The organism is Oceanobacillus picturae (genome assembly GCF_000612865.1).
In the GTDB taxonomy this organism is placed as follows: domain Bacteria; phylum Bacillota; class Bacilli; order Bacillales; family Amphibacillaceae; genus Oceanobacillus_B; species Oceanobacillus_B jordanicus.
Window position 1 is genome coordinate 644,017 of record NZ_CCAX010000002.1, and the last position, 26,938, is coordinate 670,954.

The window sequence follows — 26,938 nt, forward strand, 5'->3', positions numbered from 1 at the left end:
ATCGGCTGAGAAGGTAGAAGTATCGCCAGAGAGCGTGGCCGCATCGGCTGTGAAAGCGCAAGTATCGCCTGAGAGCAAGTCTCATCGCGCGTGAAAGTGGAAATAACGCCCGAGCGCAACTCAATCCGGCTCAAATTCTGCCCACAATAATTTTCAGCTAATAAAAAAGCCTGTGCTATGCACAGGCTTTAATTTGGTTATTTCGCTGCTTTTTGTAGTTTGTTAATCATTTTCAGAGCACGTCCTGTACCGATTGCCACAGATTCAAGTGGGTTTGGCGCAAGGTGTACGGGAACGATTAGTTCATTTGATAACCACTCCTGCATGCCTCTTAGCAATGCTCCTCCACCAGTAAGCACAATACCGTGATCGACAATATCCCCACTTAGTTCAGGAGGACAGTTTTCAAGCGTAGCGCGAATGGTTTCTAGTATTGAATCTAGTGATTCTTTTAAAGCATAATGAATTTCAGTAGAAGTGATCACCACTGTTTTTGGAAGTCCTGATACCATGTCACGTCCACGGATTTCCATTGTTTCTTCTTTATGGTTTGGATGAGCATAGCCGATTTCCATTTTAACATTTTCTGCTGTGCGCTCACCAATTAAGATATTATATTTCTTGCGGATATGGTGAATAATCTCTTCGTCCATTTTATCTCCGCCAGTACGTACAGAGTTACATGATACAACCCCGCCAAATGAAATAATTCCTACTTCTGAAGTACCGCCCCCGATATCAACGACAACATTGGCTACAGGTTCGTCTACAGGTAGGTCAGAACCAATTGCTGCAGCTACAGGTTCTTCTATTAAATGTACCTGTTTTGCACCATAGCTTGTAACAGCATTATGGATCGCGCGACGTTCAACTGTTGTACTACCTGATGGCGTACATACAACAACAATTGGCTTTCTCATGGACATGCCAATTTTCTTACTTACTTTTTTCAAAAACTCTTTTAGCATTTGAGCCGTTACATCATAATCCGCAATAACGCCATCCTTTAATGGGCGAATTGGAATGATATTTTGCGGTGTTTTACCAACCATTTGTTTTGCTTCGGTTCCTACCGCTACCACTTGCTTCGTATTAACATCAATTGCAACAACCGATGGTTCATTTAATACAATTCCTTTAGTCTTTGAATATATCAGTATATTTGCGGTACCTAAATCAATACCGATTTCTGCAGTAGATAACATATAATATCCTCCAATGATGACAATTTTCTCATACAGTCATTCTATTAAATAGTATACTTTCTGGGGGTAGTAATACAATGCACATATTTTGGCAATAGATTCTACCTAGGTTGTGACCAAAATAAACCATACTGCCGGGTAAAATCAAGTGACATTTTCGTTACAAGTTATTGGTTTCTGTAACAAACAATTGCTGTTTTAAAGGTTGTCAATAGTGCTTTCGATGTAATAATTTCCATTGCGCTGAACTTTTTCCTATTTACCCGTTTTTAGGTCAAGTGACACCTCTTTTATTTACAAGGGTTTTTGGAATTAACCGCATAAAAAGTGAGTCTACGTATCTACTTTGGCAAAGAATGCCACTAATATTACAGAAAACCCATGCTATGATAATTTTGCAAAACAAAACAAGCCAAAAGGAGAGTGTAGCAAGATGTTTAAGAAAGTAAGCATGGTTACAGCACTATCAGCTGCTTTATTATTTGGAGGAGCTTTTCAAAATTCTGTTGATGCACAGGCGAAGGATGTAAATCAGAATCATATATATAAAATCTACTATTCTATTAATGGGAATTGGGGAAAAGTTTCTGATGATAACATCAATGAACTTGTAAATAAATACCTTACTAAGTTCCAACTTAACTGGAAAGACTTCAACTGGGATAAAATTCAAGTTGAACAAAAAGAAAACACAGAATCAGCTCAACCAACAAGAGAAGTGAAACAACCTGAAAAACAAGAAGAGCAACCAGCAAAAGAAGAAAAAGCTGACGAGCCAAAAGAAGAAGTAGTTGAGAAAGAAGAACCAAAACAAGAGCAACCAAAACAAGAGCAACCAAAACAAGAGCAACCGAAACAAGAACAGCCTGAAGAAGAGGCTCCTGTTAAAGAAGAACAACCAAAACAAGAACAACCTAAGCAAGAGGAACCAAAACAAGAAGAAAATACAGAAGCACCAGCACCACAACAACCAGTAGCTGAAGAAACTGAACAAACAACTGAACAAAACCAATCTTCAGAACTAAGCCAATTTGAACAAGAAGTTGTAGAATTAACGAACCAAGAAAGAGCCAAACAAGGTCTTTCACCGTTAAAAATTGATACAGAACTAAGCAAAGTTGCAAGAGAAAAATCACGCGACATGGCATCAAATGGATACTTTGATCATAACAGTCCTTCATACGGATCTCCGTTTGATATGATGAAACAATTCGGTATTAGCTACAGCACTGCTGGTGAAAACATTGCTAAAGGGCAACGTACACCAGAAGAAGTAGTAAATGCTTGGATGAACAGTGAAGGTCACCGTGCTAACATTATGAATGCTAACTTTACTCATATCGGTGTTGGATATGTTGAACAGGGTAATCACTGGACACAACAATTTATTGGAAAATAATATTTCTGCAAAGAGGCTAACTTAGGTTAGCCTCTTTTCTTGCGTTTATAGACTTTTAATCGACTGGAGCGGAGCGCCAATCGACCGCAATGAAGCGCCAATCAATCACATCGTAGCGCCAATCAATCACATAAGCAATTCAATCAACTACTCCGAAGCACCAATCAATCACATAAGCGATTCAATCAACAATATAAGAGCGCCAATCAATCACATAAGCGATTCAATCAACAATATCGGAACGCCAATCAACTACATAAGCAATTCAATCAACCACATCAGCACTCCAATCGCGACCACAGCCAAACATCAATCAAACACGCACAACTACCACACTCAAACAACGATGAATCATAGTTCTAATAACGTTTTGTTGATAATTCCATGTGTTTAAGGGAAAAACAGAAGGGAATGTATTTATAGATTACGAACAGGAGGTTTATTATGGTACAGGGAGCAGTAAACTGGAATACGGGGATGACACAAAAATGGTTGCAAGAATACGTGGATGATTGGGTATCTTTTTACAGGAAGCATACTGCTGAGGGAGAGGTCGCTTCATACATACCTGCATTAAAAGAAGCGAATCAGGATCATCTTGGGATTTCTATTATTGGTATGCATGGGATGAAGATACGCTCTGGTGATGTCGATGTTCGGTTTACCATCCAAAGTATTTCCAAAGTACTTAGCTTCATCGTAGCATGTATGCAAAGAGGGGTTTCCTATATGCTAGATAAGGTGGATGTGGAGCCAACAGGGGAGGCATTTAATTCCATCATGCATTTAGAAATGAAACCATTAAAAAAACCATTTAACCCACTCGTAAACGCAGGGGCCATTACGGTATCTTCCATGCTAGATGGTGAAACATCCAAGGATAAGCTAGATCCGTTGCTTTCATTATTGGAAGAAATAATTGGCCATCGACCACCCATCAACCTTGAAGTATATGAATCAGAACGTGAGTCCTCCATGAGGAACAGAGCGATTGGCTACTATCTTTTGGAAACAGGATTTTTGGACTCAGATATAGAAGTTACACTTGATACCTATTTCAAACAGTGTTCAATCGAAGTTACAATTGATGATTTAGCTAGAATTGGCCTTATCCTAGCAAACGATGGAAAAGACCCAGATTCAGACCAGGAAATTATACCGAGGCAGGTTGCTCGATTGGCGAAAGCACTAATGTTGACGTGTGGCATGTATGATGCTTCTGGGAAATTCGCAGCCTATGTCGGCATACCTGCAAAAAGTGGGGTGTCAGGCGGGATTATTGCAGTGTCCCCACCTCGAGTTAGAAATGAACCACTTCCTTTCATGGATGGCTGTGGAATGGCGGTTTACGGTCCGGCGCTGGATAGCAAAGGAAATAGTACAGCAGGAATCAGGCTGTTGCGTCATATTGCGACACAATGGGATTTAAGTATATTCTAGAAACAAATGAAGATAGGGTGGTGGAGTAAATGTGTGGACGATATACGTTGTTGGCAGATGAACTTGAGGTCTTAAGGGCGTTCGACTTGGAACAGGACGGGATAGATAACTTTGGACAAAGCTATAATATTGCACCTGGCCAGAATGTGCTTGCTATTATTCATGATGGAAATAATAAGCGTGCAGGCTATATGCGTTGGGGGCTGGTGCCATCCTGGGCAAAGGATGAAAAAATTGGCTATAAAATGATTAATGCACGGAGTGAGACGGCGCACGAAAAACCTAGCTTTAAAAAGTTGATGGCGCAAAAGCGCTGTTTAATTATTGCCGATAGCTTCTTTGAATGGCAAAAGAATGACGCTGGAAAACAGCCGAAGCGAATTCAATTGGCAGATCGCAAGCTCTTTGCGTTTGCAGGACTTTGGGACAAATGGGGGCAGGAAGATAAAGACCTTTTCACCTGCACCATTTTAACGAAAGAGGCAAATCCTTTTATGCAGGACATCCATCATCGTATGCCAATTATTTTGCCAAAAGAAAAAGAGGCAGAGTGGATCGAACCACAAAAAGAGAAGCCTGACACGATGCATGCATTTCTTCAAAATATAGATATAGACGACCTTCACGCATACAATGTTTCTTCTTATGTGAATGCCGCGAAAAATAATGATGCCACATGTATTGCACCACTTGCATAGGTTGAGAATGATAAGTTAAGTGGTTAAACGAGAGAAAGAAACCCCCTGCGATATTAGCAAACACGAAAAATGCTCAGATAATGAAGTATCCAAGCGTTTTCATTCTTACTCACTTATAGCAAATTTACCACTTCCCATTATTACCGATTTTACCTTTTGCATCCTCCAATGTTTTTTCTGCATATATATCTTTGGCTTCATTTAGACTTTTTACGCCTCCCTGAAAATCAGTATTCATATTCTTTTTCTTTGCCACCAAATCGTACAGTAGACCAAAGATTATAAAGCCGCCAAATATGATAAGCAATATTATCCATAATTGCACACGATCACCTCCCATTTTCAATGCAAGATTAATCCTATTAAAATTTTTATCTTACTGTTATATATTCGTGTTTAACCAAAAATGACGTAATAATAATTAATTTGCTTTCAATCTTGTATGGGATATCAAAAAAATAGCATACCAATCACAATGTAATTTGATATGCTATTTAGTTCTACTATCCTACTCGAGCTTTTCTTTCTTTATCTTGAAGTTTTTCTTCTTTGGCTACTTTTAGGAATCGTTTTGTTTCATATACCACTACTCCTGATAAACCAACCAAGCCAATGATGTTCGGTGCGGCCATTAGAGCATTCATAATGTCTGAGATTCCGAATACAACACTAAGTTCTTCAAGAGCACCGTACATAACAGCAGCAACGAATACAACGCGATAGTAAGGGACAGCCTTATCGCTGAATAGATAAGAAAAGCACTTTTCCCCGTAGTAAGACCAACCTACCAAGGTAGAAAATGCGAATAGTACAATCCCAATTGTGACAATGTACCCGCCAGTATCGCCTAGAAATGCCGCGAATGAAGCTGAGGTAAGCTCTCCGCCTTCAAGTCCGCCACCATACATATCTGCCATAACGATCGTAATTCCTGTAATGGAACAAACAATGATTGTATCAATGAAAACCTGGGTCATGGAAACAAGTGCCTGTCTTCCAGGTAAATCTGTTTTAGCGGCAGCAGCTGCGATTGGAGCGGAGCCTAGTCCTGCTTCGTTAGAGAATACTCCGCGTGCCACTCCGTACCGAATTACTGTTCCAAGTATACCACCACCAATGGCGCTTCCTGTAAATGCATCATTAAATATTATTCCGACAGCTTGTGGGACAAGATCAAAATTTAAAATCATAATAATAAGTCCACCCAAAACGTAAAAGGCTGCCATAATCGGGACGAAGAAAGAAGTAACTCTCCCAATACTTTTAATACCACCCAAGATAACCAAGCCAACTAGTACAGTAAGTAAAATTCCGGTGACCCACGTTGGTACATTAAAAGAATCTGAGAGTGCTTTAGAAACAGAATTGGACTGAACCATGTTACCAATTCCAAAGGCAGCACACGAACCAAAGATTGCGAACAGAACGCCGAGCCACTTTGCCTTTAGCCCTTTTTCTAGGTAGTACATGGGCCCACCTGAAATTTCGCCCTTGCTGTTAACTTGACGGTACTTTACAGCGAGAATAGCCTCTGAATACTTTGTTGCCATTCCTAAAAGGGCTGTAACCCACATCCATAACACGGCACCTGGGCCACCTAACACAACTGCTGTTGCTACCCCAACAATATTACCGGTCCCAATCGTTGCGGCCATGGCAGTTGTTAAGGCCTGATAATGGCTGATATCCCCTTTGGATTTCTTGTCCTGACGTGCTGGACTAAAAGCTAGCTTCAATGCATAGGGTAATGTACGAAATTGTAAAAAACCTAGGCGTAATGTTAAGTACAATCCGGCACCAACGATCAATATAAGCATTGGTGGCCCCCATACTATGTCACTTATGGAGCTAATTATTTCTTCCATCCAAACCCCTCCCCTGTTATTTTACTATATTAAATATTAAGAAAATTTAAGTCAAGCGTTTTTTAGTGTAATTTATTACAGAACACCTAATCCATTGCTTCCTACTTACTAAGTTGCTTATAATAAAGATATTATCGGATGAGCTCTTAAAATATAAAAGTTTGGAAAAGCTAGAAAGAGCGATGGATTCTATACAGAAAAAGGAGAGAAACAAACATGGGCAATCGTAAGCTTATAGTAGGTGTATTAATTGGAGCAATAGTTGGGGGAGCAGTTACTTTATTCGACAGAGAGACTCGAAACTACTCGCGAATGAAGTTATCGAACATGAAATACAGTTCGCAATCTGTTTTGAAAAACCCTTCTGAGGCAGTTAGAAATATAAGGAAGACTTTTGATACATTTAATCAAAACTTTACATCTGGGGTGGAAAGTACCATTACTGCATTAGAACAAGTAGAAACAACTTTAGAAAAATATACAAATAGAAATGGATCAAACAGAATAGAATAGGGATGACAGAACGTATAGGAGTGTGTCCACGTGAGCAAAGTATTAAACTTTGTTAAACAATTATATGACAAGCTTGAAGAAGTAGACGTGTTTGGTCTGGCTGCACAGCTTGCATATTTTTTCCTGTTATCATTATTCCCTTTTCTTTTGTTCCTTTTGACATTGGTTGGCTATCTGCCATTTGATGACATCGCCATACTTGATATGATCAGAACCTATGCACCAGCTCAAATTGTGGACCTTATCAGTACGAATGTCAGTACCTTGCTGGAGCAACAAAACGGTGGGTTATTGTCATTTGGTTTTATTGCAACACTTTGGGCAGCTTCCAATGGTGTAAATGCTATTATGCGAGGCTTTAATATTGCGTATGGAGTGGAAGAGAATCGTTCTTTTATTGTTTCACGGCTTATTGCTATCGTGCTTACCGTAGCGATGGTACTAGTGATTGCAATAGCGTTTCTCCTCCCGATTTTTGGACGGATGATCGGTATCTACCTATTCTCGTTTGTTGGCCAATCAGCAGGCTTCTTACTCGTTTGGCAGGGACTTCGTTGGGTTTTATCCTCCATCGTCATTTTTATTGTGCTGGTCGCATTATACAAGCTTGCGCCAAATCTCCGTGTTTATTTTAAGAATACGGTATGGGGTGCGCTGTTTGCTACCATTTTATGGCAGCTTGCTTCACTTGGGTTCTCGTATTATGTCAGTACAGCCGGTAATTACTCAGCCACATATGGAAGTTTAGGAACCGTAATTGTCCTTATGATTTGGTTTTACCTATCAGGCATTATTATTATGGCGGGTGGCATAATGAATGCTGTCATAAGAAAGAATAAGCTGGAGTCTTAAAAGACAATAGCTAACATAGCTTCTAAAATAAAAATCAGCGAGGCTTTATCAGTCTCGCTGATTTTTATTTTGCACGGTCTTTTGTGGATTGTGCGGGGTAAAATTCTCTCCTGAAGCCAAACTATAGGGAAAAGCAAAAAGCGAAGTAAATAAATTTTGAAATTATTTAGATAAGCTGTTACAATCATAGTGTCATTTTAAATATAACAATAGGGGTGAATGGTATTGAAGAAGTTTCTGTTATTGGTTTCATTAGTTGCTATTGTAGCGTTCTTTAGTGCGTGTGGTAATGGAGAGGAAGAAAGTAACAGTGATAATGGATCTAGTGGAACAGATGAAAGATGGGAAGCGATACAGGAGTCTGGTGAAATCGTTGTGGGCACATCTGGAACACTACTGGCTGCTTCTTATTACGATGGTGAAGAGGAAAGTAAGGACCAGCTTACAGGCTATGATGTAGAAGTGATGCGCGAGATTGCCAAGCGCCTCGACTTGGATATCACATTTGAAATCATGGGAATTGACGGTATGCTTCCAGCGGTGAAAAGCGGAAGAATAGATGTTGCAGCTAACGACGTGGAAGCTACAGATAAAAGAAAAAAGGAATTTAATTTTAGTGAACCATATAAATATTCTTACTCCACAATGGTTGTAAGAAAAGAAGATAATTCTGGTATTGAGTCCCTGGAAGATCTCGATGGGAAAATTGCTGGTGGTGGAGCAACCACGATTTACAGCCAGATTGCCGAGCACTATGGTGCAGAAATAAAAACATATGGCAACGCGCCAAATGAAGCGTACTTACGTGATGTTGACAATGGCAGAACAGATGTTATTGTAAATGATTACTATTTATCTAAATTTGGTGTTGCAGGTTTTCCTGACTTCGATATTCATTTACATCCAGACTTGAAATTCCATCCAACAGAACAGGCAGTTGTGATACCAAAGGATGCGGATAAGCTGACTGAAGAAATAAATAAAGCGCTTGAAGCAATGCGTGAGGATGGTACGCTTACAAAGCTAGCGGAAGAATTTTATAATGAAGACGCATCACAGAAACCAGAAGAAGAAATCAAAGAAATCGAAGGAATTGACCTCTAAGGGGAGGCTATTATGAATTTAAGTGCTTTTAACTTTGGGGGATTATTTAATCCAGTACTAGCATGGGAAAGCCTTCCCTTTGTATTAGGTGGCTTACCAGTAACCATGCTCATTGCTATTGTAAGCATGGGCATGGGGCTCATCCTAGGGCTTTTTCTTGCATTAGCCAGAGGCTCGAACCGAATTATATTGCGTTGGCCTGCAAGAATCTATATTTCTTTTATGCGTGGAACACCTATCCTCGTATTTTTGTTCATACTATACTTTGGTTTACCGGTGGTTGGAATTAAATTTACAGCAATTGTTGCAGCTTGTTTAGGCTTTGGTTTAAATAGTGCTGCCTACATAGCAGAAATTGATCGCTCGTCAATCAATAGCATTGATCGTGGGCAATGGGAATCAGCAAAGGCTTTAAATATGAGCTATTTGAAGACATTGCGTAAAATTATTCTTCCACAGGCAACACGAATTGCAATTCCGCCACTTACAAATGTATTTATGGATATTGTAAAGGCAACTTCTCTAGCAGCCGTTATTACAGTGCCGGAAATGTTTCAGAAGGCACAACTTGTAACAGGTAGGGAATTCGATGCGATGACGTTGTATATTCTCGTTGCATTAATCTATTGGCCGGTGTGTATCGTTATTTCCTTCTTCCAAGATCGCTTGGAAGTTCGTTATAGCCGATTTTTATCCCGGAGCAATCGTCCGTAAGACTCCCACTTCAAAACATAGAGTGAAACCGTAAGTTTTTAGTGGGAGTAAACGGTCGCTAACACCCCGATTCGTTCAACTAACAATCAGTGGGGGCAGAACGAAACCCCCCACTGATTGAAGTTTCACTTTATAAAATAATTGATAGGGTGTTTTTTAACGTTAAAAGGCCGAGTGACCTTACGTATCAACTACGTAATGGTCGCTCGGCCTTTTTGATTATAGGAACAATCAGCAGAGTGATCCTTTTGCATGAATAAACAGTTATCGCATACGCAAAGCTACATAAAGACTCGGTGTGCTAGCTTACCGAAATTTGTTTCTCACGTTTAAAATAGATCGCAGTAAGAATGAAAACAAGCATGATCCCAATCATGTAGAAAAAAGATAGTGTTGGGAAAAACTCGACATACAATCCACCTAAAAATGGACCGCTAATGCTTCCAAGACTGAAAGCAATTCCGATCATGAGGTTACCAGCAGGCAGTAAATTACCCGGCAACAGGTCTGTCATATACGAAATACCTAAAGAGAACAGGGATCCTACGAACATCCCCGCTAATGTAAATAGAATGAAGAGCGCAGTAACGGATGTCTCGAGGTATGCTGCCATCATAAAGCAGGCAACTCCGCCAACAAGTACATATAATAATATGCTTCTTCTGCCGATTCTGTCGCTAAGTATCCCGAGCGGAAGCTGTGTAAGAAGACTTCCGATCGCAAAGCAGGGAATAAGTAGTGAGAGTATGTCCACATCATGGCCAATTCTTAATCCATAAATCGGGAAGATACTATGTAGTGTTGCTTCAAGAAAGCCATATCCAAAACTAGGAAGTAAAGCAACCCAGGCAATTTTCCCTGTTTGAATAAACCGTTTAGTGGAACTTGAGCCACTTCCAGAATCATAATCCTCTGCGGGCCACATATTTTTAACGAATAGCATAAGGGACCAGACGATAATGCTTAAACCTGCGGATACAAAGAAAGGAAGTACTTCATTGATTGAAAGTAGCCTTGTCATTAACGGACCAAGCGCAAACCCTAAGCCGAAAAACATGCCATAATAAGCGATATTGCGACCACGCGTTTCTTTTGTTGCTGTTGTGGTAATCCATGTTTGGGTACCAAAGTGAAGCATTTGGTCTCCGATTCCTACCATCATTCGTAACACAAACCAAAACCATAAAGACTGCCATAATGGAAACAATGCTAAGGAAGCAAATACGAGAAATCCACCTATGACGATTATCGGCTTAAATCCTAATTTACGCATTGGTTTCTCCATGAACGGGGAGGCAATTAAGACTCCAACATACAAACCAGTTGCATGAAGTCCATTAATGGAGGAAGAGATTTGGTTTTGCTCTAGAATAATAGCCAAGAGGGGAAGCAACATACCTTGTGAAAAGCCTGAAATAGTTACAAGTGAAATTAATATCCAAAATCGTGTTTTAGCTGATACCATGTTGTTCTCCTTCTGTTGGGTTCTCTTTATTCAATTTAATGGCTTTATTTGCAATCGTCAATCATTTAGATTGTAAGATGTTAGGAAAAATCTGTTTTAGGAAATAGTATAGAAAAAGGAGGAGTTTAAGATGGATTTTTATCTTAAAGAAAATGGTATGAGAGCAGAATTGCCATATGGAGAAATTGATATTTCTGGGAATGAGGATTATGGCTATCGTCCTTTCCAATTAATGGTTGCCTCCATAGCTGGTTGTAGTGCATCTGTCTTTCGCAAAATTCTAGAGAAGCAACGTACGGAGATTGCAGATCTACAGGTTCATGCAGAAGTGGAGAGGAACCCGGAGGAAGCCAATCGTATAGAGAAAATAACCTTAAAATACACGGTGAAAGGGCGACAACTTGACCCTGAAAAGTTATATAAAAATATGGAAATAGCTCGTAAAAATTGCTCTATGATAAGGTCTGTCGAAGGGAGTATTACGATAGAGGAGCACATCGATACGGTAGAATTAAGCTAACGATAGCAGATACGAGGTATAAAATTTTTATGTCCGAAAAAACTAGAGGAAAAAGAAGGGACATAAAAATATGAAAAAAAGCAATGTTGGTTTTCTATTATTAACTGTATTCGTGTTGACGTTTCTTTTTCCTGCAACTGGTTTAAGCAAAGAAAAGAAGGAAGACTTTGAAACACCAAGCCATGTCTTAACCATTTCAAAGGAAAATACATTTCCAAATGCCACTGAGGATCAGGAAGTTATTGAGCCTAGCGAGCTAACGCAGGAATTAATGGATGGGTTAAAAATTAAAATTGAGAATCCTGATCTAATTAAAATGCTGAACGAATCTACTATTAACCCATCCCCCATTGCACTAGGGTATCGTGGGATGGTTTTTATAGGTAGATGGCCACTAAATTATGAGTCTCTAGAGACGACCATTAACTGGGAGTACCAGCAGATAAACAAAAATGAACTCAACAATTTAGGTGGAGAATCAGATCAGAAGATTAACTATGTACAGCAAGAAGAGAAGGAAGTAAAAGGTGCGTTAACAAATAAAATTGCCAATCCTGATGATATTAAGAGCATGATGTTAATTAAGTCGAAAGAAAAAACAAAGCTTCCTTTGGCTTACCATACTGTTATCGGTAAAAACACGAAGAAGGATAATTCCTATGCCGTCCCAACGGATAAGCATGCAACTCTAGATTCCTACGCACCTGCTGTCAATGAGAAGGGGCAGGTTACGTTTGGAGAGGTATATATTCAATTAAAAGGCTCTAAAAAGTCCCTCGTGGTTAAAAATGTAACAAAGCAAGGGATAGGTGCATGGATTCCGATCCAGGATCATGTTTCCTTCTCCTATAATGTGAAATAACTTGCTTGTTAGTACGTTTCTCAGCCCCGTGCTTTTTTGCGGGGTTTTTTAATTCTGCCTAAGAAACGCGGCGAGTACTCAAAGTGACGCGGCAAGTACTCAAAGAGACGCATCGATTGTTCGGAATGACGCAATGGCATGCATGAGAGACGCACCAACCTCCAAAAAGACGCACCAACCTCCAAAAAGACGCACCAAGTATCCAGAGAGACGCAGTGATCGTTGGGAATGGCGCAACGGGACCCATGAGAGACGCACCAACTCCCAAAGAGACGCACCAACATCCAAAGTGCCACACCACCCCCTCGAAACAAGCGCTGGAAAAACAAATGCCTTATCAATACCAATTAAAATTATCTGTCCTTTCCAGTCAAGGAACACGAGTCGACTCAAAAATATACCCCAAAATCGATTATAAAACGGCTTGACAAGTAATGCTTCATTGCTTTATCATAATAAAGTATTAAAGCGAATAAATGATTTGGTAATAGAGAAAGGGGAAGAGAAACATGGAATGGGTTGTTATTGTATCTGTTCTCGTAATGACTATCTTAAGTTTATTACGTGTTAATGTCATAATAGCTATTATTGCTGCCTCACTTACTGCAGGATTGATGGCAGGTTTATCTACTGTAGACTCAACTGAATTACTAGTTAATGGAATGGGCGGAGGAGCCAATACTGCATTAAGCTACATCTTACTTGGAGCATTTGCTGTTGCAATTAGCTATACAGGTATTACTACCATATTAGTAAATTTTCTTATACGTGTGTTAACTGGTAAGAAGACAATGATGCTATTGGTTATTGCAGGTGTCGCGTCCTTATCACAAAATTTAGTCCCGGTGCATATTGCATTTATACCAATTTTAATTCCACCGTTACTAAAATTATTTGATAATATGCGAATGGATCGCCGTGCAGTAGCTACAGCTCTAACTTTCGGTTTAAAGGCACCGTATATTATGATCCCGGCAGGCTTTGGGTTAATTTTTCACGAAACGATCGTGACGGGTATGACGGAAAATGGTGCGAATATCACAGTTAGTGAGTCTGCGCTATCCATGCTAATACCAGGTTCGGGAATGATTGTTGGACTGCTTATTGCGATTTTCGTTTCTTATCGCAAGGACCGCGATATGCCAGAAGGAGCAGGTGGAATCGAAGCATCTGCGATTATTGAGCAGGAAGCAGTATCATTCAATCGTAAGCATGTCATGACTTTAATTGCTATCGCAGCGGCTTTAGCTGTACAGCTTATTACTGAAAGCCTTGTAATAGGGGCACTAACTGGCTTAGTACTTATGTTTCTTTTATTAGCAGTACCTTTTAAAAATGGAGACAGAGTCATGTCAGAAGGGATTGCCATGATGGGTACGATCGCAATTGTGATGCTTGTTGCTTCAGGCTATGGGAATATCCTTACTGAAACAGGAGCAGTGCAAGCTTTAGTTGAATCATCATCAGGATTTTTAGATAGTAGTAACCAAGCTCTCATTGCTTTTATCTTGCTCTTAGTGGGGTTACTTGTAACATTAGGGATTGGGTCATCCTTTGGAACAATTCCAATCTTGGCAGCTCTATATGTGCCTATTTGTGTGGCAGCTGGTTTTTCACCAATGGCTACTGCAGCACTAATTGGAACAGCAGGTGCACTAGGTGATGCAGGTTCCCCTGCTTCTGATAGCACGCTCGGCCCAACCTCTGGGTTGAATGCTGACGGAAAGCATAATCACATATGGGACACCGTTGTTCCTACATTCATACATTATAATATTCCATTATTCTTGTTTGGATGGGTAGCAGCAATTATTTTATAAAGAGATGCATATCGTAAGGATTTATCTCACGCATAATTAAATGGAAAGGGGAGAAAGTAAGGTAAAAACAGGTGGGTTGTTATGAAGAAGTTAATAATGTTATCCATGGTTGTTTTCCTTACCTTTCCTCTTTTCCAAATGTCTACAGTACAGGCTGCAGGGTATGGCTGGGGGTATAAAAAGAACTTCAACCATGAACTTCCGTATATAGGTAAGTACGAAAGTATGCTTGAGGAATACGGAGCCTATTATGCAGATAAAACCGGACAAAAAAATATCTACCTAACCTTTGATAATGGGTACGAAGAAGGCTACACAGATGACATACTGGATGTACTGAAGAATAAAGATGTGCCTGCTACATTCTTTGTTACAGGGCATTATGTTGAGAGTGAACCGGATCTGGTAAAGCGAATGGTGGATGAAGGCCACATCATTGGGAATCATTCTTACCACCACCCAGACTTTTCCATCATCACCAAAGGTGCGATTAAAGAAGAATTAGAGGATCTAGAAAAGGCAGTTGCCGAAGTTTCGGATCAAGATGAATTAAAATACTTACGTCCACCTAGAGGGATTTTTAATGAACAAACATTAAAATGGTCTTATGAACTGGGGTATATACATGTGTTCTGGTCTTTAGCCTTTATTGATTGGGAAACAAATAAACAAAAAGGCTGGGAGTATGCGTTTAATCAGATTATGGACCAAGTACATCCTGGAGCGGTAGTATTGCTTCATACCGTATCCTCTGACAATGCTCAGGCCTTAGAAAAGCTTATAACAGAGCTACAAAAGGAAGGGTACTCCTTCAAGAGCTTAGATGATCTCGTTTTAAAAGATAAGCTTCCAGATCCCGTTTACGGGTATGAGTGAACTAGAAAGAGGTTGGGACAAAAGTTCTCTAAACAATTGAAAACCCGAACTATCATGCAACTCCTTTTATAAAGGTTTGCCTAGTTCGGGTTTTCTTATTTTAGCGTAGGCAGAATGCGGAGACTCCAACGGGAATAGCGCGAGTCCGAAGACCCCACAGTGGTGCCTTTTCCACGAGGAGGCTGAGGCCGTGCCCGTGGAAAGCGAAGTGTTCTGCCAAGCGACGCTAAAAAGTATTATTCGTGTTACGGCAATAATATAATTTTGTCCCAGCCTTTTCCTTAGCTAAAAAAATAGGTGTTTCTTCCATTTTCTTTTGCCTTATATAATGCAATATCTACCTGTTTTAATATTTCCTTCGCTGTAGTTTCTTTATTTGAAGCTATGGCAATACCAATACTTGTGGTTATCCTGATTTGTTTGCCATGTACATGAACAGGGATTTGCATTTTTTCATAGATAAGATTAGCAAGTTTGATGGCAGGTTGTTTAACGTCTGCTGGTAATTCAAGCAAAATGATAAACTCATCCCCTCCATATCTTGCCACGGTGCCCGTAGTACTAACACAGTGGGAAAGCTTTGTCGCAAAGTCTTTAATCACCGTATCCCCTGCATCATGCCCCAACTTGTCGTTGATTTCTTTAAAGTGGTCAATATCGAGCATTAGAAGCGCAAAATGCCTTTGCCTGTGTACAAGGTTGTCCAGTGCATATTCTAGGCGCGCATCAAAGTGTCTTCTATTTGGCAAATCGGTAAGTGGGTCATGTAACGCGATATATTTAAGCTTTTCTTCATATTGTTTTTGTAGAGTGACGTCTTTAAATATAGCAAAGACACCCGTCGTTACGCCCTCCATTATAATAGGAGTGAATTTTACGATAATATTCATTTCTTGACCAGACTTATCATAGACAGTTAATTGTGATTCCTTTGCTTTTCGCTTTAATGCTTGCTCAAATCCTTTAATTGCCGTAGGTATTTCTCGAGGGATTACATATTTATAAAAATTTTCCCCTATCAAATCTTCGTCTGTATAGCCTGTTATGGTTTCTACAGCAAGGTTTTTAGAAATAATACGACCATTTGTATCAATGGAAAGCACTGCATCAAGGTTGTATTCAAACAGCGATTGGTACCGTTGTTGGTTTTGGAAGAGCAAATCGCTTGATGTTTGTACCTCTTCTTGGGCCTTTTTTTGTATCGTAACATCCTTCACAACAGCGGCCAAGTGCGTACAAATGCCAGATTCATCATGAAGTGGTGTCACGCGTGTTTCGGAATAAAAACGTTCCCCATCAGGAGTAAGGAAAGAGTCTTCATACGTAATAGACGTACCTATATCAATCGCTCTTTGGTACTCTTGGTTAAGGTATACGGCCATCTCTTTCGGGAGTACAGCCTCAAGTGATTTTCCTATAGCTCGCTCTCCAAGACCGGTATGGGTACTTGCTGAATGATTCATAAACTCATATTGAAAAACAGGGCCAGGTAATACGTTCATCACAAACACCATGTCCCGAATGCCCTCCATCAGTACTCGGTCATAAGAAATAGAAGGATAGTGATTCATGGGCATCGTATCTCCGGATTCATACATGTAACAAACGTTAAGCCTTTTCTGTTTTTCATATCTAATTTATTATAATTCATAGTCGTTGAGTACCTCATTTTTATAGCCTCATTTCAAATACTGTCTTCATATTAATAAGCTTGGCTGTTCCCCAGATAGGTACAAGGGTTTCCTGTGAAAAAGTCAGTATCAGGTAACTCCTTGTTGTCATCTTTTAACCTAGTTAGTTTCTCCATGAGCTCGCTTAGTTTTTCTTCTTCTCCTGTATGAAACTGTATTCCGTAAATAACATAAGACTGCTTTGTTTCTTGTTGCCATACGGGGGATCCAGTTAGACTATAGGGTTCACCCATAATGGAAAAAGAAAATTCAAATGCCATATCGGATGGTACAGGCAAGATAACGGATGTGATAATTTTAACCCCTTTTAAACTGATATCCTTTATCAAAATCTTCGCTGAGCCTAGTTCAATCTCTTGTTTATCATATTCTGAGATAATTAATTTCCCTTTGAGCCAGTGATGGAACTGGTACCGTGTACTTTCCCTTCTGTCCTTTAGTGGCATGTCTTGTTTTTGGTTCTCTTTAGGAATGAGGTAGCCCTCGTGTAACAATTCTTCAAAGTCTGGCAGAGGGACAGGCTTGGAAAAGTAATAGCCCTGGATAAGATCACAATTTCTTTCTTTCAAAAATTCATATTGTGCTTTCTCTTCCACACCTTCTGCCACTATTTGCATACCAATTTCTTTAGCTAAGTGCATGACAGCAGAAACGATGGCAGCATCTTTTTTGTTTGCAGAAGTAATATTTTGAATGAAAATCTGATCTATTTTAATAATATCTGCTTCAAATTCATGCAGGTAATTTAAAGAGGCATAGCCTGTACCAAAATCATCTATGGCTATTTTTATACCGAGTTTACGAAGCTCCTCTAGTGTTTTGAGCACACCTATCTCGTTCTTTAATAAGGAGCTCTCTGTTATTTCTATCTCAAGCATGGAAGCAGGAATTTTATATAGAGCTAGCTGTCCTTCCACTAACTCAACCAGGCCTCGCTTTAATAAACGAATGGGTGAAAGGTTAATCGATATCGGGATGACAGGATACCCTGCTTCTCTCCAACGCCATAGCTGGGCACATGTTTTTCGAATTACCCAATCACTAATGTGGTGGATGAGATGGTTTTCTTCAGCGAGCGGGATAAATTCGTTAGGTGGGACCATTCCCCAGTCACGGTGATTCCATCTTATAAGTGCTTCTGCTCCTTTAATTCTCCCAGTAGCAGCTTCTACTTGAGGCTGGTAATACAACTCGAATTCTTCATTTACGATTGCTCTTCGCATATCTTTTTCCAATAAGAACTTTTTATAAGAAGAAATATCCCTTGAGAAAGAATAGAATTGATAGTTGTTACTACCTTGTTGTTTGGCATGATAAAGGGCGGAATAAGCATTTTCCAATAACCTTAACTTACTTGTACCATCTTCAGGATAAAAGCTGATCCCCACGCTTGTTGTAATATGTAGTTCATAATCCTTTACCATTAAAGCTTTTCCAATCGATTGTATGGTCTTCTGTGCAAGTTCAAATACTTCTTCTTTTCCATTATATTGTTGAAGAATCATAACAAAATCGTTATTGTTTAACCTTGCAAGATAGCCAGTTGATGGCACGATCTCCCTGAGACGTTCAGCTAGCTGGTGTATAACCATATCTCCGACTTGATAACCGAGCGAGTGGTTAATTACATTGAATCTGTCAAGATCTAGGTGGAGAATAGCAAATGGTTGATCTTCATTAATCAGCTTGTCCAATGTTTCATGTAAGCTTTGTTGATTAGGAAGATCGGTTATCTCATCATGTGTAGAGATATAACGCAAGTGATCTTGCATTTGCTTCTCATCCGTAATGTCCACTAAAACGCCGAATAAATGCGTGATTCTCCCGTCATCATTGACCCAAGGAATTGTTTGATCATAAACCCATTTGGTAGAATGATCTCCACAAATGATCTTATATTTATGCTTTATAGGCTTGCCAGCCATCAGTTGATCCTGTTTTTGAAATACCTTATCTCGAAAGTCAGGATGAATGATATTTTCCCAAACAGCAGGGTCCTCATATATTTTTTCTAGTGGGATCTGAAGTAAGTCAACAAGTTGCTCAGAGGCAAGGGTGACTTTGTTTGTATTCAATTCCTTCATCCATATACCGCCGTCAAGGTTATTAAACATATGGACCATACTATTTAATGTATTACGCAGCTCTATTTCCAGGTTCTTCTCTTCTGTGTAATCCATCACCACACCAATTAATTTCCATGGAGCATTATTCTGCCACAAAACCTCTGCTTGCACCCTTAAGTAACGGAGCTTGTTTTCATTTCTTTCATGATAGATTCTATAATCCACTTTATAGGATTTTCCTTCTTTTAATGCAAGCTTATAGATGGAACTGGTTTTATCGCGATCATCAGGATGGATATAGCGTAATAATAGTTTGTTCATCGTTACGTCTTCCGATTTTGGCAGTCCAAAAATTTCATAAAATGACGGGGAGCAGAAAAGATCATCGTCAGGTATTATATATTCCCAGCTCCCTACAGAAGCCACTTTTTGTGCAGCGAGAAGGTGTGTTTTGTGTTTCTTCAATTCTTCGGCTAGTTCCTTGATCTCACTCGTATCCTCAATAATAATATAAACACCATTTATTTTATCAGACCCCCATATGGGCACAAAGGTGAGACAAGCATGAATAATTTCTCTTTTAGAATAATCCTCAATTGCTATTTCGTGTCTTTCTGAAACACCGTGAAGTGCTTTTTGAAAGGCATCAATAAGCGTTTTTTATAGGACTTTGGAATCAAATCCATAAGATTCACTTCATCCATTGAAGGAATGCCAAGAAACTTCCCAATACTATCTTTATTTTTTGATAGAATTTCCCCTTGTGGTGAAAAGGCAATAATCAAATCAGGATGATGCATAGCAAGGGAAGCGTAATAATTAAGCAATTCCTGTTTTATGTTCGCATTTGCATTGTTGGACGATTCTGTGTTGGGTGGAACGGAAAACAATTTACCCAAAGAACCTTCTTTATCAAAAGATGTCATATGCTAACCCCATTTTCGGAAGTTTGTAATAAGAATTTAACAATTAAGAACAGTATAATATACCCAAAAATAAATTGAAATAGCTAACTATATGGAAATTAGTACTACAAATCCTAAAGCGTTTAAATTTTTATAAAATTTTGATATGATAGTTAAAATTAAGTGAGGAGGGGATTTTGGTGGAAAAGCAGGATTTAATAGCTCCAGAGTCATATAACATCGTGATGGAAGTGGAACGCTTTGCAAAAGAGACAGGTAAGAAAGCTCTTATTTGGGAAAATGAAAATGGTGACCGAAAAGAACTCACCTATAATAAGTTAATAGAGAATGCAAATAAAATTGGCAACGCTTTCCTAGAAAATGGTCTAAAAAAAGGTGACAAGCTACTTGTCATGATCCCCAAGGTAATAGACGCGTATGAAGTGTACCTTGCAGCATTAAAGACTGGAATCATAATCATTCCTTGTTCAGAAATGTTGAAGGTTAATGACTTACAGTACAGAGTCACACATGCCGAGGTAAGCGGAATAGTAAGCTACCATCCATTCGTCGACCAATATGAGGGGATCGAACAATTATCCAAGCTAAAACGTTTTGTAGTAGGGGAGCCAGCTGACGATTGGATGTATTTGGATGAATTAAAAAAAGAAGCATCTGATACGCTTGAGATTGTTAAAACATCACGTGATGATATTGCGTTTTTGCCATATACTTCTGGAACAACAGGAAATCCCAAAGGGGTTGTCCACACGCATGGTTGGGGTTTTGCTCATTTAAAAACGGCTTCTGAAAACTGGCTTTGCATTAACGAGGGGGACAAAGTATGGGCTACGGCTGGGCCTGGTTGGCAGAAGTGGACTTGGAGTCCTTTTCTTTCGGTGCTGGGATCAGGAGCTACAGGCTTTGTATATCACGGTAAATTTAATGCAAAGAAATATCTGCAGCTTTTGGAGGATAATGAGATTAACGTGCTGTGCTGTACACCAACAGAGTATCGTATGATGGCAAAACTCAATAATCTTGATACGTATCAGCTACCAGCTTTGCATAGTGCAGTTTCCGCTGGTGAACCGTTAAATGTAGAGGTTATCGATACATTTAAGAAGCACTTTAATATCATAGTAAGAGATGGCTACGGACAAACAGAAAATACATTATTACTTGGAGTAATGAAAGGGATGGAAGTAAAACCAGGGTCTATGGGTAAACCAACGCCAGGGAATGAGGTAGAAATCATAGATGAGGCAGGTGTTCCTTTAGGTGTGAACAAGGTAGGCGATATTGCAGTGAAACTTGATTGCCCTGCATTATTCCGTGAGTATTATAAGGATAGTGAACGCACAAAAATGACACAGCGCGGAGAATACTATGTAACAGGAGATCAAGCTTCTAAGGATGAAGATGGCTATTTTTGGTTTGAAGGTAGAAGCGATGATATTATTATAAGCTCTGGTTATACGATTGGGCCTTTTGAAGTAGAAGATGCTCTCGTGAAGCACTATGCTGTCCAAGAATGTGCAGTGGTCGCAAGCCCGCATGAGGACCGTGGAAGTATTGTAAAAGCCTTTGTTGTCTTGAGAGAGGACGTTCATCCAGATGAAGCATTAATTAAAGAGCTTCAAGACCATGTGAAAGAAACGACAGCCCCTTATAAATATCCGAGGGAAATAGAGTTTATTAAAGAGCTACCAAAAACCACGTCTGGTAAAATTAGACGAATAGAGTTGCGTAATAAAGAGAAAGAACAAGTATAAAATCCACTTAATATATTTGCAATTTGCAGGACGGATTCTAGTTTTTGGATTCGTCCTGTTTTTGTTATACATATTTGAGATGGGGTGCGAATTGGTTAGATGAGCGGTTTACTTAATAGAGGTGTGGTTCAATCTAACGCCTGGGTGCTTCAATCAACTGGTTGAGGGTTCCAATCGATCACAGGTTAACTTCAATCGACCGGATGAGCGTTCCAATCGATCGCAGGTCAGCTCCAATCAACGGGTTAGGCGTTCCAATCGATCGTAGTTCAGCTTCAATCAACAAGATGAGCGTTCTAATCAATCACAAGGCAGCACCAATCAATAGCATGAGCGTTCTAATCGATCGCAAGGTAGCTCCAATCAACGGCATAAGCGTTCCAATCGATCACAAGGCAGCACCAATCAACAGCATGAGCGTTCCGATCGATCACAAGGCAGCTCCAATCAACAGAATGAGCATCCCCATCAACCATACGAACCGCAAAATCACTCTTATAAAACTCCCCCTAAAAATTTTAAACAAAAGACTTGAAAGTCAAAAAAGGTCAGAGTATAATATGAATCAAAGGTCAAATATAGTCAAAGTCAAATTTGATTAACATTTGATTTAAATAGTCAAGGAGGAATGGAAAATGCTTTGTCAAAACTGTGGTGAAAACCAAGCAAATATAAATGTCGCAATGAAAATGAATAATGAAATGTCTGAATTGCACCTTTGTAATGATTGCTTTCAAGAAATCCAAGGACAAATGATGAATTCTAATGATTTCTTCTCTAATTCACCTTTTGGAAATGCAGAGCAAGCATTTTCTCAGCATTTTTCTCAAGGGAATAGTAAAGCAGGTACAAAAACAAAAGAGAAAAAGAATAATCGTGGAAATGGCTTAATTGACCAATTGGCGAAAAACGTGACCCACGCTGCAAGAGCAGGTCTAATTGACCCTGTTATTGGACGAGATAATGAAGTGAAACGTGTCATTGAGACTTTAAATAGAAGAAATAAAAACAACCCAGTATTAATCGGGGAACCAGGTGTCGGTAAAACAGCTATTGCTGAAGGATTGGCATTGAAGATTAGTGAAGGAAATGTTCCAGCAAAGCTAATGAATAAAGAAATTTATATGCTAGATGTCGCATCTCTTGTAGCTAATACAGGAATACGCGGTCAGTTTGAAGAACGAATGAAAAAACTTATTCAGGAAGTTCAAGAGCGCCAGGATGTTATTTTATTTGTTGATGAAATCCATCAAATTGTAGGTGCGGGAACAGCTGAAAGCTCACAAATGGATGCAGGGAATATCCTGAAGCCAGCACTCGCAAGAGGAGATCTTCAATTAATTGGTGCAACAACTTTAAAAGAATACCGTCAAATTGAAAAGGATGCTGCGTTGGAACGTCGTTTACAACCGATTATTGTGAAGGAGCCATCTGCCGAAGAGGCAGTCCAGATTCTTCATGGGATCAAGGATCGCTATGAAGCATATCATGAGGTCCGTTATTCTGATGAAGCCATTCAGGCGTTTGTAACGTTATCAAACCGTTATATTCAAGATCGTTTTCTACCAGATAAAGCGATTGACCTAATGGATGAAGTCGGATCAAGGCTAAACCTTGCGAATGCAGAAAAGGACTCTAATTCCATTAATCAACGCTTGGAAGAAATAATTAAGGAAAAAGAAGAAGCAGCTGAGAGAGAAGACTATGAAAAAGCAGCAAACTTACGCTACCAAGAAATTCAACTACAAAAGCAATTGGAAAAAGCAAAAGATGAAGAACAGGTAATAGATGTAGACTTATCGGATATTCAATTGATTGTAGAAGAAAAGACAGGTATCCCTGTTACAAAACTTGCAGCAGATGAACAAATGAAATTGAAAAGCATTGGAGAAAATCTCCGTGCTAAAGTTATTGGACAGGATGAGGCCGTCAACAAAGTAGCGAAAGCAATACGCCGTAGTCGTGCCGGTCTAAAATCTAAATATCGCCCAATCGGCTCCTTCCTTTTTGTTGGACCAACTGGGGTAGGGAAAACCGAATTAACAAAATCACTAGCTGAGGAACTGTTTGGATCTAAAGAATCGCTTATTCGCCTTGATATGAGTGAATATATGGAAAAACACGCAGTCTCCAAAATTATCGGTTCCCCTCCTGGTTATGTTGGTCATGAGGAAGCTGGTCAGCTAACAGAGCGTATTAGAAGAAATCCTTATTCCATTCTTCTTCTTGATGAGATTGAAAAGGCTCATCCAGATGTGCAGAACATGTTCCTGCAAATTATGGAGGACGGTCATCTAACAGACTCTCAAGGTCGAACAGTCAGCTTTAAGGAAACCGTCATTATTATGACAAGTAATGCTGGTACAGGAGTAAAAGAAGTAAACGTCGGATTTAATAGCGCACAGCATGATGCAGTTTCTACTTTAGAAAATCTTGGTGCATACTTTAAACCAGAGTTTCTTAACCGTTTTGACTCTATCATCCAGTTCAATGAATTGGAAGAAGCGCATCTGTTAACTATTGTCGACTTAATGATCAATGATCTGCAAAAAAATATGGAAGAAAATCATATAACTATTTCGATTTCTGATGAAGCCAAACGTCAACTTGCTAACCTGGGTTATGATCGTCGCTTTGGTGCACGACCGTTACGTCGGGTTATCCAAGATAAGATTGAAGATCAACTAACAGATTTAATCTTAGAAGAGGATACTATTGAACACGTTGAAGTAACTGTTAAAGAAGAGGATATCGTTGTAGAAAAAGCTTAAAAAATTAGGCGCTGGACAAAAAATGTTCAGCGTCTTTTTTATTAGATACTAAATCATAGTCCAACCTTTCCCCAACTTGTTCGACTTATAAAGTGAAACTTCAATCAGTGGGGAATTTCATTCTTCCTCCAGTGATTGTTAGTTGAACGAATCGGGTGTTAGCGTACTTTAACTTCCTTTAAACATTACGGTTTCACTTCATGTTTTGAAGTGGAAGTCTTACAAGACGTTTGCACCGGGATAAATACTTCTCAATTGTTGAAAACTAACCCTATTACGAAACAGAGGGTGTCTACATGTGTTGTCATAAACGTCTAATTACCATTTTACTTCTTTTTGCTTATTTCATACTCCTTTCGCTACCTGTCTCGGCTGAAGTTAAACCTGGATTATTAAAGGTTCACTTTCTTGATGTAGGTCAAGGGGATAGCATTCTAATGAATACACCGTCAGGAAAAAACATCTTAATTGATGGAGGGCCTCCGGGTTCTGGCAAAAAAATAATTGCTTATTTGAAGGAGAAACAAATTAATAGGATAGACTTATTGATTACAACCCATCCAGATATTGATCATATAGGTGGCCTGCCTCAAGTATTAAAAAAGGTGAAGGTAAAGCAGGTAGTTGATTCTGGGAAACTCCATACAACTCGGACGTATGCAAAGTACATCCAGCAAATTATAAAGCATGACATACCTGTTAGGCTGGCTGAGAAAAATGAATTATTAAGAATAGACCCACTGTTAACGATACGGATTTTGAATACGTATGGAACTTCGAAGAACAACAACCAATCATCGATTGCATTAAAAGTGACATACGATGACATTGATCTTCTATTAATGAGTGATGTTGAAATGAAACAGGAAAAAGAATTTTTAAAATCGTATGATGTCAATGCGGAAATTATTAAAGTAGCACATCATGGATCAAATACAAGTTCCTCTCTGGACTTTTTAAAGGCTGTATCGCCTGAAACAGCAATTTTGACATATAGTATTGAAAATGATTACGGGCATCCAGTTGATCGGGTTATCCGTAATTTGTACAAAGTAAAATCAGATATTTATTCCACCGCTGTCTTTGGCGACTTAGAAATTAGGTCAGATGGAAAAAGTTATTTGGTGCTCCCAAGTAGGGACCCACTATCAAATATTAGAAAAGAGGCTGGATAGTTATTTACAATTTAATACAAAAGTGATATCATAATGATACAAAACAGTGGGGATGGTGTAGACTTATGATGAAAGAGAAAAATGCTTGGATGATGAATGGTTTTTTAGGTATTATTCTTATTGCTGCATTGCTAGCAGGTACAGTGTTCAGCTTTGTTGAGCAACAATTTATGATCGGTGGTTTATGTCTTATTGTTGCGGTAACATTAGGTAGTGGTATTACACTGGTACAACCGAATCAATCAGCGGTAGTTATTTTTCTCGGAAAGTACATGGGGAGCATTCGTAGAGAAGGGATTGTCATTACGGTACCTTTTTCGGTTAGAAAAACCATTTCATTACGTGTACGAAACTTTAACAGTAAACGTTTAAAGGTAAATGACGTAAATGGGAACCCAATTGAGATCGCTGCAGTTATCGTGTTTAAAGTTGTAGATGCTGCAAAGGCAGTGTTTGATGTAGATCGCTACGAACAGTTTGTAGAAATTCAAAGTGAAACAGCAATTCGCGCTGTTGCTACAAAGTATCCATATGATACATTTAAGGATGTTGAGCTTACCTTAAGAGGGAATGCTGAAGAAGTATCATCTCAATTGACGTCAGAATTACAAGACCGCTTGACCGTAGCAGGAGTCGAAGTAATTGAAGCAAGACTTACACATTTAGCTTATTCCACAGAAATCGCCCAGGCGATGTTGCAAAGACAGCAAGCGAGCGCAATCATTGCAGCACGCAAACAAATTGTAGAAGGTGCAGTTGGAATGGTGCAGGATGCAATTTTGCAGCTTGAAAAAGACGGCGGAATGGAATTAGATGATGAAAGACGCGTTTCCATGGCAAATAATCTTCTCGTATCCATTGTTTCAGATCATGGCACCCAGCCGGTAATTAATACTGGATCGTTATATCAATAAATTCTTTAAGTAAAAGAGGGTTTCTATGCCTAAGAAGAAGAACTTTCCGCTTCGAATTGATCCAAAGCTTTATGACATACTGCAGTCATGGGCAAAGGATGAATTCCGCAGTGTTAATAGTCACGTCGAGTTTTTGCTTCGGGAAGCAGCAAAAAAATCCGGAAGATTACCAAAAAGTGAAGATAAAAAAATAGGTGAAGATTAGGACCTGTACATGGATTGTACGGGTTCTTTTTTGTGTGAGGAGCTTCTGTAAAGTGGATCGAGAATAATGCGAAGTGAACCGTGATCGTAGCAAAGTGAATCGT

General features: G+C 39.3%; 23 protein-coding genes. 16 read left to right on the forward strand and 7 right to left on the reverse strand.

The window, feature by feature from the left end:
• Positions 1 to 197: 197 nt before the first annotated feature.
• Positions 198 to 1,205, reverse strand: coding sequence for a rod-share determining protein MreBH (gene mreBH, locus BN988_RS14235; RefSeq protein ID WP_036577423.1), 1,008 nt, complete (start codon positions 1,203 to 1,205; stop codon positions 198 to 200).
• A 433-nt stretch (positions 1,206 to 1,638) separates the two neighbouring features.
• Here mreBH and BN988_RS14240 point away from each other — a divergent pair, with 433 nt between their 5' ends.
• From BN988_RS14240 to BN988_RS14250, 3 genes are all read left to right on the forward strand, one after another.
• On the forward strand, positions 1,639 to 2,604 hold the full coding sequence (locus BN988_RS14240; RefSeq protein WP_036577424.1) for a CAP domain-containing protein: 966 nt from the start codon (positions 1,639 to 1,641) through the stop codon (positions 2,602 to 2,604).
• A 444-nt stretch (positions 2,605 to 3,048) separates the two neighbouring features.
• Complete coding sequence (locus BN988_RS14245) at positions 3,049 to 4,044, forward strand: glutaminase (protein ID WP_036577425.1); 996 nt, start codon at positions 3,049 to 3,051, stop codon at positions 4,042 to 4,044.
• 29 nt (positions 4,045 to 4,073) lie between these two features.
• The gene (locus BN988_RS14250) at positions 4,074 to 4,742 is read left to right on the forward strand and encodes an SOS response-associated peptidase (protein WP_036577426.1); all 669 of its coding nucleotides are present in this window, start codon (positions 4,074 to 4,076) and stop codon (positions 4,740 to 4,742) included.
• A gap of 124 nt (positions 4,743 to 4,866) precedes the next feature.
• Here the strand turns inward: BN988_RS14250 and BN988_RS14255 are convergent, their stop codons facing one another.
• Both BN988_RS14255 and BN988_RS14260 read right to left on the reverse strand, forming a co-directional pair.
• Entirely contained in the window at positions 4,867 to 5,067 is a 201-nt protein-coding gene (locus tag BN988_RS14255; RefSeq protein WP_036577427.1) for a hypothetical protein, read from the reverse strand.
• 178 nt (positions 5,068 to 5,245) lie between these two features.
• The gene (locus BN988_RS14260) at positions 5,246 to 6,607 is read right to left on the reverse strand and encodes an alanine/glycine:cation symporter family protein (RefSeq protein WP_036577429.1); all 1,362 of its coding nucleotides are present in this window, start codon (positions 6,605 to 6,607) and stop codon (positions 5,246 to 5,248) included.
• Positions 6,608 to 6,823: 216 nt separating this feature from the next.
• Here BN988_RS14260 and BN988_RS14265 point away from each other — a divergent pair, with 216 nt between their 5' ends.
• The 4 genes from BN988_RS14265 (at position 6,824) to BN988_RS14280 (ending at position 9,790) form a co-directional block, all read left to right on the forward strand.
• Positions 6,824 to 7,120, forward strand: coding sequence for a YtxH domain-containing protein (locus tag BN988_RS14265; RefSeq protein WP_036577430.1), 297 nt, complete (start codon positions 6,824 to 6,826; stop codon positions 7,118 to 7,120).
• Between the two features lie 30 nt (positions 7,121 to 7,150).
• Positions 7,151 to 7,972, forward strand: coding sequence for a YihY/virulence factor BrkB family protein (locus BN988_RS14270; RefSeq protein WP_036577431.1), 822 nt, complete (start codon positions 7,151 to 7,153; stop codon positions 7,970 to 7,972).
• 219 nt (positions 7,973 to 8,191) lie between these two features.
• Positions 8,192 to 9,076: a transporter substrate-binding domain-containing protein gene (locus tag BN988_RS14275; protein WP_036577432.1), complete on the forward strand. Its 885-nt coding sequence runs from the start codon at positions 8,192 to 8,194 to the stop codon at positions 9,074 to 9,076.
• Positions 9,077 to 9,088: 12 nt separating this feature from the next.
• Positions 9,089 to 9,790: an amino acid ABC transporter permease gene (locus tag BN988_RS14280; RefSeq protein ID WP_036577433.1), complete on the forward strand. Its 702-nt coding sequence runs from the start codon at positions 9,089 to 9,091 to the stop codon at positions 9,788 to 9,790.
• 301 nt (positions 9,791 to 10,091) lie between these two features.
• Here BN988_RS14280 and BN988_RS14285 read toward each other — a convergent pair whose 3' ends face one another.
• Positions 10,092 to 11,255, reverse strand: a complete 1,164-nt coding sequence (locus BN988_RS14285) for an MFS transporter (protein ID WP_036577434.1) — start codon at positions 11,253 to 11,255, stop codon at positions 10,092 to 10,094.
• Between the two features lie 130 nt (positions 11,256 to 11,385).
• Here BN988_RS14285 and BN988_RS14290 point away from each other — a divergent pair, with 130 nt between their 5' ends.
• The 4 genes from BN988_RS14290 (at position 11,386) to pdaA (ending at position 15,333) form a co-directional block, all read left to right on the forward strand.
• The gene (locus BN988_RS14290) at positions 11,386 to 11,775 is read left to right on the forward strand and encodes an OsmC family protein (protein WP_036577435.1); all 390 of its coding nucleotides are present in this window, start codon (positions 11,386 to 11,388) and stop codon (positions 11,773 to 11,775) included.
• Positions 11,776 to 11,845: 70 nt separating this feature from the next.
• Positions 11,846 to 12,637, forward strand: coding sequence for a YfkD famly protein (locus BN988_RS14295; RefSeq protein WP_036577436.1), 792 nt, complete (start codon positions 11,846 to 11,848; stop codon positions 12,635 to 12,637).
• Positions 12,638 to 13,146: 509 nt separating this feature from the next.
• Positions 13,147 to 14,457, forward strand: a complete 1,311-nt coding sequence (locus BN988_RS14305) for a Na+/H+ antiporter family protein (RefSeq protein ID WP_036577438.1) — start codon at positions 13,147 to 13,149, stop codon at positions 14,455 to 14,457.
• A gap of 81 nt (positions 14,458 to 14,538) precedes the next feature.
• Positions 14,539 to 15,333, forward strand: a complete 795-nt coding sequence (gene pdaA / locus BN988_RS14310; RefSeq protein WP_036577439.1) for a delta-lactam-biosynthetic de-N-acetylase — start codon at positions 14,539 to 14,541, stop codon at positions 15,331 to 15,333.
• A 281-nt stretch (positions 15,334 to 15,614) separates the two neighbouring features.
• Here the strand turns inward: pdaA and BN988_RS14315 are convergent, their stop codons facing one another.
• The 3 genes from BN988_RS14315 to BN988_RS18425 all read right to left on the reverse strand — a co-directional run bounded on the left by BN988_RS14315 (position 15,615) and on the right by BN988_RS18425 (position 20,016).
• Positions 15,615 to 16,904 carry a sensor domain-containing protein gene (locus tag BN988_RS14315; RefSeq protein ID WP_187120253.1) on the reverse strand — a complete coding sequence of 430 codons (1,290 nt, stop codon included), beginning with the start codon at positions 16,902 to 16,904 and terminating at the stop codon, positions 15,615 to 15,617.
• A gap of 131 nt (positions 16,905 to 17,035) precedes the next feature.
• Entirely contained in the window at positions 17,036 to 19,555 is a 2,520-nt protein-coding gene (locus BN988_RS14320) for a sensor domain-containing protein (protein ID WP_147629726.1), read from the reverse strand.
• A 134-nt stretch (positions 19,556 to 19,689) separates the two neighbouring features.
• Positions 19,690 to 20,016 (reverse strand): hypothetical protein, encoded by a 327-nt coding sequence (locus BN988_RS18425; RefSeq protein WP_051557969.1) that lies wholly within the window; start codon positions 20,014 to 20,016, stop codon positions 19,690 to 19,692.
• A 179-nt stretch (positions 20,017 to 20,195) separates the two neighbouring features.
• On the opposite strand from BN988_RS18425, the gene mbcS reads away from it, so the two are divergent.
• From mbcS to BN988_RS14345, 5 genes are all read left to right on the forward strand, one after another.
• Positions 20,196 to 21,770, forward strand: coding sequence for an acyl-CoA synthetase MbcS (gene mbcS / locus BN988_RS14325; RefSeq protein WP_036577441.1), 1,575 nt, complete (start codon positions 20,196 to 20,198; stop codon positions 21,768 to 21,770).
• A gap of 635 nt (positions 21,771 to 22,405) precedes the next feature.
• A complete protein-coding gene (locus BN988_RS14330; protein WP_036577442.1) occupies positions 22,406 to 24,541 on the forward strand; it encodes an ATP-dependent Clp protease ATP-binding subunit in 2,136 nt (711 codons plus the stop codon).
• Positions 24,542 to 24,837: 296 nt separating this feature from the next.
• The gene (locus BN988_RS14335; protein WP_036577443.1) at positions 24,838 to 25,716 is read left to right on the forward strand and encodes a ComEC/Rec2 family competence protein; all 879 of its coding nucleotides are present in this window, start codon (positions 24,838 to 24,840) and stop codon (positions 25,714 to 25,716) included.
• Positions 25,717 to 25,784: 68 nt separating this feature from the next.
• Positions 25,785 to 26,630: an SPFH domain-containing protein gene (locus BN988_RS14340; protein ID WP_036577566.1), complete on the forward strand. Its 846-nt coding sequence runs from the start codon at positions 25,785 to 25,787 to the stop codon at positions 26,628 to 26,630.
• A 25-nt stretch (positions 26,631 to 26,655) separates the two neighbouring features.
• Positions 26,656 to 26,835: a hypothetical protein gene (locus tag BN988_RS14345; RefSeq protein WP_036577444.1), complete on the forward strand. Its 180-nt coding sequence runs from the start codon at positions 26,656 to 26,658 to the stop codon at positions 26,833 to 26,835.
• Positions 26,836 to 26,938: the final 103 nt, after the last annotated feature.

Excerpts from the sequence above, each read along its gene's own strand:
- BN988_RS14275 (WP_036577432.1), top strand. The coding sequence starts at position 8,192 with ATGGTATTGAAGAAGTTTCTGTTATTGGTTTCATTAGTTGCTATTGTA.
- BN988_RS14245 (WP_036577425.1), top strand. The coding sequence starts at position 3,049 with ATGGTACAGGGAGCAGTAAACTGGAATACGGGGATGACACAAAAATGG.
- BN988_RS14260 (WP_036577429.1), bottom strand. The coding sequence starts at position 6,607 with ATGGAAGAAATAATTAGCTCCATAAGTGACATAGTATGGGGGCCACCA.
- BN988_RS14305 (WP_036577438.1), top strand. The coding sequence starts at position 13,147 with ATGGAATGGGTTGTTATTGTATCTGTTCTCGTAATGACTATCTTAAGT.
- BN988_RS14295 (WP_036577436.1), top strand. The coding sequence starts at position 11,846 with ATGAAAAAAAGCAATGTTGGTTTTCTATTATTAACTGTATTCGTGTTG.
- BN988_RS14280 (WP_036577433.1), top strand. The coding sequence starts at position 9,089 with ATGAATTTAAGTGCTTTTAACTTTGGGGGATTATTTAATCCAGTACTA.
- mreBH (WP_036577423.1), bottom strand. The coding sequence starts at position 1,205 with ATGTTATCTACTGCAGAAATCGGTATTGATTTAGGTACCGCAAATATA.
- BN988_RS14250 (WP_036577426.1), top strand. The coding sequence starts at position 4,074 with ATGTGTGGACGATATACGTTGTTGGCAGATGAACTTGAGGTCTTAAGG.
- BN988_RS18425 (WP_051557969.1), bottom strand. The coding sequence starts at position 20,016 with ATGACATCTTTTGATAAAGAAGGTTCTTTGGGTAAATTGTTTTCCGTT.
- BN988_RS14285 (WP_036577434.1), bottom strand. The coding sequence starts at position 11,255 with ATGGTATCAGCTAAAACACGATTTTGGATATTAATTTCACTTGTAACT.
- BN988_RS14330 (WP_036577442.1), top strand. The coding sequence starts at position 22,406 with ATGCTTTGTCAAAACTGTGGTGAAAACCAAGCAAATATAAATGTCGCA.
- BN988_RS14340 (WP_036577566.1), top strand. The coding sequence starts at position 25,785 with ATGAAAGAGAAAAATGCTTGGATGATGAATGGTTTTTTAGGTATTATT.
- BN988_RS14240 (WP_036577424.1), top strand. The coding sequence starts at position 1,639 with ATGTTTAAGAAAGTAAGCATGGTTACAGCACTATCAGCTGCTTTATTA.
- BN988_RS14315 (WP_187120253.1), bottom strand. The coding sequence starts at position 16,904 with ATGAATCACTATCCTTCTATTTCTTATGACCGAGTACTGATGGAGGGC.
- BN988_RS14265 (WP_036577430.1), top strand. The coding sequence starts at position 6,824 with ATGGGCAATCGTAAGCTTATAGTAGGTGTATTAATTGGAGCAATAGTT.
- BN988_RS14345 (WP_036577444.1), top strand. The coding sequence starts at position 26,656 with ATGCCTAAGAAGAAGAACTTTCCGCTTCGAATTGATCCAAAGCTTTAT.
- BN988_RS14290 (WP_036577435.1), top strand. The coding sequence starts at position 11,386 with ATGGATTTTTATCTTAAAGAAAATGGTATGAGAGCAGAATTGCCATAT.
- BN988_RS14335 (WP_036577443.1), top strand. The coding sequence starts at position 24,838 with ATGTGTTGTCATAAACGTCTAATTACCATTTTACTTCTTTTTGCTTAT.
- pdaA (WP_036577439.1), top strand. The coding sequence starts at position 14,539 with ATGAAGAAGTTAATAATGTTATCCATGGTTGTTTTCCTTACCTTTCCT.